Annotated in this window: 1 protein-coding gene; it reads right to left on the bottom strand. The window is 58.7% G+C overall.

Going from position 1 to position 1,805, the window contains the following annotated elements:
- Positions 1–175: 175 nt before the first annotated feature.
- Positions 176–1,489: a branched-chain amino acid transport system II carrier protein gene (brnQ, locus tag DCO47_RS26675; protein ID WP_042607588.1), complete on the bottom strand. Its 1,314-nt coding sequence runs from the start codon at positions 1,487–1,489 to the stop codon at positions 176–178.
- Positions 1,490–1,805: the final 316 nt, after the last annotated feature.

The following is a 1,805-nucleotide window of genomic DNA, read 5'->3' on the forward strand; positions in this document are numbered from 1 at the left end:
GACTGACAAACCGCTATCGCAAGCAGGCTCACTCCTACATAAAAGCTAAGCAACCCTTCGACGTTAGCTCAGCAAAAAAGACACTGCCTCACGCGCATAAAAAATGCCCCGTATCGATTGATACGGGGCATTTCTGTTTAACCGTGCCGACCCGCTTGTGGCGGGTCATATCACGTCAGGCAGTGACTTCGCTGCGCTTGCCCAGCAGGCGATCGCACACCACGGCGACCACCAGGGTCATCACGCACGGCACCAGCCACGCCAGCCCCTGCTCGCTCAACGGCAGATGGGTAAGCTGAGTTGGCATCCAGTCGGCCAGACCGGCGCCTTTCAAGGCATCGATGGTGCCGAACAGGAACGACACCAGCATCACCGGGCCAAGAATGCGCGCGTGCTCATGCCAGAAATCCTTGCAGAAGCTCAGCGCAACCAGAACGATGCAAGGCGGGTAGATCGCAGTGAGCACCGGAATCGAGAAGGCAATGAGCTTGGTCAGACCGAGGTTGGAGACCAGCAGCGAAAACGCCGCAAGGATAATCACCAGAGTCTTGTAGGACAGTGGCAGCACACGGCTGAAATACTCAGCGCAGGCGCAGGTCAGGCCGACCGCCGTGACCAGGCACGCCAGCGAGATCAGTACCGCGAGGAAACCGCTGCCCAGCGAACCGAAGGTGTGTTGCACGTAGGCATGCAACACCGCCGCGCCGTTGGTGGCGCCGACAGCGACTTCATGACTGCCGGAACCGAGGCGGAACAGGCTGACGTAGACCAGCGCCAGACCGACACCGGCAATCAGCCCGGCGATGATCGCGTAACGGGTGATCAACGCCGGCGATTCGACGCCACGGGAGCGGATCGCGTTGACGATGACGATGCCGAATACCAGCGCGCCGAGGGTATCCATGGTCAGGTAACCATTGATGAAGCCCTGGGAGAACGGTGCCGCCACATATTCCGGCGTGCCGTGACCGATGTCACCCGCCGGCAAGACGAATGCGGCGATACCCAGCACTGCCAGTGCAATGATTTTCAGCGGCGCGAGGAAGCGGCCGACGGTATCCAGCAAACGCCCAGGGTAGAGCGAAACAAAGAACACCAGCAGGAAGTACACCGAGCTGTAGAGAAACAGCGCCAGCGGGCTCTCGCCGGTCAACGGCGCCAGACCCACCTCGAACGATACGGTCGCGGTACGCGGGGTGGCGAACAGTGGACCCACAGCCAGATAGCACGCCGCCGCGAGGATACCGCCAGCGATCTTGCCGATCGGACTGCTCAACGCATCCATGGCGCCGCCGACCTTGGCCAGCGCCACCACGGTGATCACCGGCAAACCTACCGCGGTGATCAGAAAGCCCAATGCAGCCATCCAGACGTGAGGTCCGGCCTGCAAGCCGACGATCGGCGGGAAGATGATGTTACCGGCCCCGACAAACAGGGCGAACGTCATAAAACCAAGTGCCAGGATGTCCTGACCTTTCAAAACTTTCATTAAGGTAATACCACACTACTGAAATCGGAATTTAGAGGGGGATTGCCCTGTTGGATTAGGGAAATGCTGTCGATCCGTATGGGACTGACCCTTAAAGCGCGTAGCTGCCTTGTGGGCGGCGGACGCAAAAATGGCTGCCAGCCTAACGAATTCGGCTGATAAACGCACTGTTAGAGGGCGAACTATCCGATACGCGACGTTTCAGTGTCGCGTTTACATATCTTATTTTCAGAATAAGAGGCACAACGCAAAAGATCGCAGCCTTCGGCTGCTCCTACATTTGGAATGCATTTCTCCTGTAGGAGCTGCCGAAGGC

This window comes from Pseudomonas sp. NDM (genome assembly GCF_003105095.1).
GTDB classification, from domain to species: Bacteria; Pseudomonadota; Gammaproteobacteria; order Pseudomonadales; family Pseudomonadaceae; genus Aquipseudomonas; species Aquipseudomonas moraviensis_A.